Origin of the sequence: Mesorhizobium sp. Cs1321R2N1 (assembly GCF_037179725.1) — a bacterium.
Classification (GTDB): Bacteria; Pseudomonadota; Alphaproteobacteria; order Rhizobiales; family Rhizobiaceae; genus Mesorhizobium; species Mesorhizobium salmacidum.
Map to the genome: position 1 here is coordinate 1 of NZ_JAPYKP010000225.1, position 5836 is coordinate 5836.

The window sequence follows — 5836 nt, forward strand, 5'->3', positions numbered from 1 at the left end:
GTCGGTCTCAAGACCTCGCGAGGCCGCGTCCCGCTGTCGCCACTGGTGAGCGAAAGCTGGTACGGCATGGTCGTCGATCACGCCGTTACCCGCTCGGTGCGCGACTGCGCGCTGCTGCTCGACCTCACCCATGGTCCAGATACGCTGGCGCCTTATGCCGCGCTGCCGCCAAAGGGCACATTCGCTGCTGCCGCGGCGCGCGATCCCGGCAAGCTCAGGCTGGCGGTGTACCGCAAGTCGCCGCTTGGCTTGCCGATTTCGGCCGAGACGCTCAAGGCGCTCGATATTGCCGTGGCGCTCGCCCGTGAAGGCGGCCATTCGGTCGAGGATGTCGAACTCCCTTTCATCGGCCGTGATTTCTTCGCCGACTTCTGCACGACTGTCGCCTCCGCCGTCGCCGGCTCGTTGCGGGCCGAAGCGCTGCGCGTCGGCCGTTCCGTGACGGGCGACATCGAGCGCGCCACACGGGTGCTCGGCCGGTTAGGCGAAATGGTCTCGGCCGGCGAGACCTATGCCGGCCTGCAGCGGCTGCACGCCGCCTCGCGGCAACTGATCGAGGAGACCGCGCGCTATGATGCGGTGCTGATGCCCATCATCGCGCACCCGCCGCTCGTCTGCGGTGCCATGGATCCCAAAAGTGCCGATGAACTGATCGAAAACCTGCTCGACAAGCTTCACCTCACCTCCTTGCTCAAGATCAAACCTCTGTTCGGCCAGCTGATGGACAAGAGCCTTTGGTTCACGCATTGGCCCGCGATCCACAATGTCAGCGGCCAGCCGTCGATCGCGCTCCCCGTCCATGTCACGGATGCCGGCCTGCCGCTCGGCATCCAGGCCGCCGGCCGTCCGGGTGACGAGGAAACGCTTTTGTCGCTCGCCGCCCAGATGGAGAAAATCTCGGGTTGGCTGACGCGGCGGGCGCCGCTGATGGTGCCGTCATAATGACGACATCGTGAACCGCTCGAATATGACAGCAATGCCATTTGCGGCTCGCGTCAATTGCCGCTAAGACGCCGCCGTCTCCACCTGATGCATGTCGCCCAAAGTGCCCAGCGGTTTGGGACAACGGCATGCATAGAACCAGAAGCCAGGGAACCACGCCGATGACGGACGTCGCCGCCACCGCCGAAATGCAGGCCGCCCTCTTGTCGCGCGCGCTGCCCTACATGCAGCGCTATGAGCACAAGACGGTCGTGGTGAAATATGGCGGCCATGCCATGGGCGATCTCGAACTGGGCAAGGCTTTCGCGCGCGACATCGCGCTTCTGAAGCAGTCCGGCGTCAACCCGATCGTCGTCCATGGCGGCGGCCCTCAGATCGGCGCCATGCTGGCCAAGATGGGGATCGAATCCAAATTCGAGGGCGGCCTGCGCGTCACCGACCAGAAGACGGTCGAAATCGTCGAGATGGTGCTGGCCGGGTCGATCAACAAGGAGATCGTCGCGCTGATCAATGCCGAGGGCGAATGGGCGATCGGCCTGTGCGGCAAGGACGGCAACATGGTGTTCGCCGAAAAGGCGCGCAAGACCATGATCGACCCCGATTCCAACATCGAGCGTGTGCTCGATCTCGGCTTCGTCGGCGAACCGGTCGAGGTCGACCGTACGTTGCTCGACCTTCTGGCAGGCTCCGAAATGATCCCGGTGCTGGCGCCGGTGGCGCCCGGCCGCGACGGTCACACCTACAACATCAACGCCGACACTTTCGCCGGCGCCATTGCCGGTGCCTGCAAGGCCTCGCGCCTCCTGTTCCTCACCGACGTGCCGGGCGTGCTCGACAAGGACAAGAAGCTGATCGACGAGCTGACGGTCGCCGAGGCCAGGGCGCTGATCAAGGATGGTACGGTCTCGGGCGGCATGATCCCCAAGGTCGAGACCTGCATCGAGGCCATTGAGCGCGGCGTCGAAGGCGTCGTCATCCTCAACGGCAAGACGCCGCATTCGGTGCTGCTCGAACTTTTCACCGAACACGGCGCCGGCACACTGATTGTGCCCTGACGTTTGCGCTTCGGCGCTTGGCGTCCTCAGTCCGGCAGAGCGGCGACGGCCACGATCTCGATGACGAGATCGGGATGCGCAAGTGCTGCAACCCCGATCACTTCCGATGGCGGCGGATTGTTGTAGCTGCAGTGCTTCGGGCAGTGCTCGGCGAAGAATTCGTCCATGACGTCCAGCCGGAAGTTGGGCGAGCTCAGCGCGCCGCCGTCTGGAAACGGCCCTTTGACGTACTGTGTGATCTTGAGGAGATATTCGAGCGAACTGCCGAGTTCTTCCAGGTCCGATTTGATGTTCGTCAGAATGGAGCGCCATTGCGTCGCCGCGTCGCCAACGGCACCACCCTTGCCGCTCGACGGATCATAGTTCTCGGCCGTACCTGTATTGCCGGCAAGGAAGACATATCCCTTGGCGCCGGTCACGACGGTGCCTTTGCCCCAGGGCATAAGCCGGCCGCTCTTCATCTTCTTATGCGTGACAAGGTCCATTGCTTCCTCCTGCCAGTCACCATCGTCCGATCGCCAGAAATTAGCGCGTGCACCGCTGACGGCCAGGGCGGGACGGGTCAGGCCGGCGGCGGCGAGATGCGAAAGGCACGCTGCTCCGGCGCCACATGCAGCACGGCGGCAGGCACCGTTGCAGGTCTCTTCGCCGGACGCTGGAAGACCATCGATTCCTCCTCGGCGTCCTGCGGCGCGCCCCAGAATTCGGCGAGCGTCGGGCCGCCTTTCATCCGGCGGTCTGTGACCAGAAAACCCCAGACTTCGCGGAACCAGACGCGGCGGCCCATTTTTGTGTACCAGCGCATCGAATGCCGCTGCTCGGGGTCGGGATGGAACAGGATGCGCGCCAGCGCCTTCGGCCGCGACTGCACCGCCAGTTCGATCAGCTTGACCGAAAAGAACAGCATCCACGGCTTGAGCCGGCTCATGTGCAGCACCTGGTGCTTGTAGTCCCACAGGCGGGCGTCCCTTTGGATGACCCTGCGGTCGCGAGCGATGCGGAAGAACGGCGTCCACCGATGCGGCGTCACATAGAGCGCCTGGATCTGGTCCGGGTCATAGGCGATGAGTTGGCGAAAGCCGCGCCAGAGATCGCGGAACCCCTCATCCTCGAAGCCGGCCACCCAGGTCGCCATCGACAGGATGCCGTGCCTTCGCAGCAGCCGTATCGCCTCGCGATCGGACGAGGTGCTGCCGCCCTTGCGGATCAATTGCAAGGTCTGCTCGTCGGTGTTCTCCATGCCGAGCAACCAGCGGATGACGCCGGCCTTGCGGTAAAGGTGCAGCATGTCGGCGTCGCGCACGATGTCGTCGGCGCGAGTCGAACCGACGATCAGCACCGGCACGTCCTCGTCGATCATCGCCTCCAGGAAAGCGCGCCAGGCCTTCTTCGAGACGGTCGGGTTCTCGTCGGCGAGGTTGATCAGCTCGACGCCGTGCTGGCGGTGCAGCCAGGCGATCTCCTTGGCGAACTTGACGGGGTCGCGATGCCGCCAGCGGGTCCAGAAACCGCGCTGGCCGCAATAGTTGCACAGATGCGGGCAGCCGCGCGAAAACTGCATGACCACGGCGCGCTTGCCGCCCCAGTAACTGTATCTGCGGTGGTCGATCAGTTCCCAACCGACGCGGTAGGCGTCGAGGTCGGCGATGGTCATCGCCGCTTGCGTGGCGAAAGGACGATTGAGATCGTCGCGATAGGCGATGCCGGCAACGCTTGCCGGCGGCTGGCGCATTTCCACCGCCTCGACCAGCGCGACTACGGTCGCCTCGCCCTCGCCGCGCACGATGAAGTCGAAAACGTCCGTTTCGGCGAGGATGTCGCGCCAGTGATAGGTCGGGAACACGCCGCCGTAGAGGATGATCGTCGCCGGCTCGCGTGTCTTGATCATCCCGGCGATCAACAAGGCGGTCGGATGCGCCGAGGTCGATCCGGAATGGCCGATCAGGACGAAGTCGGGGCAGTCCTTCAGGGCTTCCGCGACGACCGAGGCGAGCGGCATCGGCCCGAACTCGGCATCGACGAGCCGCACCTCGTGGCCGGCGTCGATCAGCGGGCCGCCGATCGCCAGAAGACCAAGCGGCGGCAAATGATCGTCGGGCACGCGGCTGCCGATGGCTGTGTGCGGCGGATTGATCAGGACGATGTTCATGGCGGACCTCTCGGGAGTTGGTCCGCGCATGCTGGCCGGCGATAGCGCCGCCCGATGGGCCCGTTTCAGCAGTTTGCTTGCAGCTTTTCCGCAAAAACGAGGAATAGCATCAGCGCCTGAGATGCGCGAGCGGCACGTGACCGGGTCCCTTGATGTTCTGCAGCACCAGTTGCGTGTGGACGTCGCGCACGCCGTCGAGCCGCATCAGCCGGTGCATGACGAAGGCGTTGAGCTCATCGACCGACGGCACCATGACATGCAGCAGGAAGTCATGGTCGCCGGTCATCGTCCAGCACGACGACACCTCGTCCATGCGCTGCACCGCGGCGATGAAGCTTTCGGGCGAGCCGTCGCTATGGCTGACGAGGCGCACCTGGATGAACACCTCGACCATCAGGCCGACCGCGCGGCGGCTGATCATTGCGGCAAATCCCTTGATGATGCCGGCTTCCTGCAACGCTTCGAAGCGCCGCGCGCAGGGCGTCGTGGAGAGGCCGATCTCCTGCGCCAGCTCGGAGACGGGCTTGCGCCCGTCGCGTTGCAGGACATCGAGCATCCTGATTTCGAAATCGTCGAATTGAGGCATTTTTACTCCTCTCATGCAGATTATGAGTGAATGTTATCCCGAATGTGGCGAGCGGTCCATCATCAAAACCGATTTGCCTCGGCAGATCCGGTTACGCTCCGCGTACGTTAGCCATTGATGATTTGCGAGGAGAAAAACCATGACGACGATGAGCGTTGCCGAATATGCCCGTGACTGCGCGGCGCAGGGGTTGCGTGGTGACTACTCGGTATGTCGCGCCGATTTTACCGTGGCGCTGGGTTATGACTATTCGGCCGAGGAGCAGGCGGTGTGGCGCACGCTGTGCGACCGCCAGACCAAATTGACGCGCAAGCTCGCCCACCACTCCTACCTCGATGGCGTCGAGAAGCTCGGCCTTCTCGATCGCATCCCCGATTTCGAGGACGTCAGCGCCAAGCTGCGCAAGCTGACAGGCTGGGAAATAGTCGCCGTGCCCGGCCTCATTCCGGCCGCCCCCTTCTTCGATCACCTCGCCAACCGCCGCTTCCCGGTCACCAACTGGCTGCGCACCAGGCAGGAACTCGATTACATCGTCGAGCCGGACATGTTCCATGACTTCTTCGGCCATGTGCCGGTGCTGTCGCAGCCGGTGTTCGCCGACTTCATGCAAATGTATGGCAAGAAGGCCGGCGACATCATCGCGCTCGGCGGCGACGAGATGGTCACCCGGCTCTACTGGTACACAGCCGAATACGGCCTGATGCAGGAGGCTGGCCAGCCGCTGAAGGCGTTTGGCGCCGGGCTGATGTCGTCGTTCACCGAGTTGCAGTTCGCGGTCGAGAGCACGGAGGCCCACCATGTGCCGTTCGATCTGGAGACGGTGATGCGCACCGGCTACGAGATCGACAAATTCCAGCGCGCCTATTTCGTGCTGCCGTCCTTCGACGCCTTGCGCGATGCCTTCCAGACCGCGGATTTCGAGGCGATCGTCGCGCGCCGCAAGGGCCAGCCGGCGCTCGATCCGGCGACGGTCTAGTTGTGAGCTTTCGGGAGGTTGTCCATTCGGACCGAACCGAGGAGACTGGAGTTACCAGGCTTCAGTACAGATCGGAGGGTCCGAATGAACATCCACAAGAATGCCCGTCTGACGCCGCTGCGTCGAGA

6 protein-coding genes are annotated in these 5836 nt (G+C 63.7%); 3 read left to right on the forward strand and 3 right to left on the reverse strand.

The genetic code is table 11. The features are described 5' to 3' along the window. Window positions 1-942: amidase (locus O7A61_RS30560; protein ID WP_337132922.1), on the forward strand; the 942-nt coding region annotated here is incomplete at its 5' end. Window positions 943-1103: 161 nt separating this feature from the next. Then, window positions 1104-1997 carry an acetylglutamate kinase gene (argB, locus tag O7A61_RS30565; RefSeq protein ID WP_337132926.1) on the forward strand — a complete coding sequence of 298 codons (894 nt, stop codon included), beginning with the start codon at window positions 1104-1106 and terminating at the stop codon, window positions 1995-1997. A 26-nt stretch (window positions 1998-2023) separates the two neighbouring features. On the opposite strand, the gene O7A61_RS30570 is transcribed toward argB, so the two are convergent. The 3 genes from O7A61_RS30570 to O7A61_RS30580 all read right to left on the reverse strand — a co-directional run bounded on the left by O7A61_RS30570 (window position 2024) and on the right by O7A61_RS30580 (window position 4732). After that, complete coding sequence (locus O7A61_RS30570) at window positions 2024-2482, reverse strand: RidA family protein (RefSeq protein WP_337132923.1); 459 nt, start codon at window positions 2480-2482, stop codon at window positions 2024-2026. A 77-nt stretch (window positions 2483-2559) separates the two neighbouring features. Next, the gene (bchE, locus tag O7A61_RS30575; protein ID WP_337132924.1) at window positions 2560-4146 is read right to left on the reverse strand and encodes a magnesium-protoporphyrin IX monomethyl ester anaerobic oxidative cyclase; all 1587 of its coding nucleotides are present in this window, start codon (window positions 4144-4146) and stop codon (window positions 2560-2562) included. Between the two features lie 109 nt (window positions 4147-4255). Next, on the reverse strand, window positions 4256-4732 hold the full coding sequence (locus O7A61_RS30580) for an Lrp/AsnC family transcriptional regulator (RefSeq protein ID WP_027143838.1): 477 nt from the start codon (window positions 4730-4732) through the stop codon (window positions 4256-4258). A gap of 139 nt (window positions 4733-4871) precedes the next feature. On the opposite strand from O7A61_RS30580, the gene phhA reads away from it, so the two are divergent. Further along, window positions 4872-5708, forward strand: a complete 837-nt coding sequence (gene phhA / locus O7A61_RS30585; protein WP_337132925.1) for a phenylalanine 4-monooxygenase — start codon at window positions 4872-4874, stop codon at window positions 5706-5708. Window positions 5709-5836: the final 128 nt, after the last annotated feature.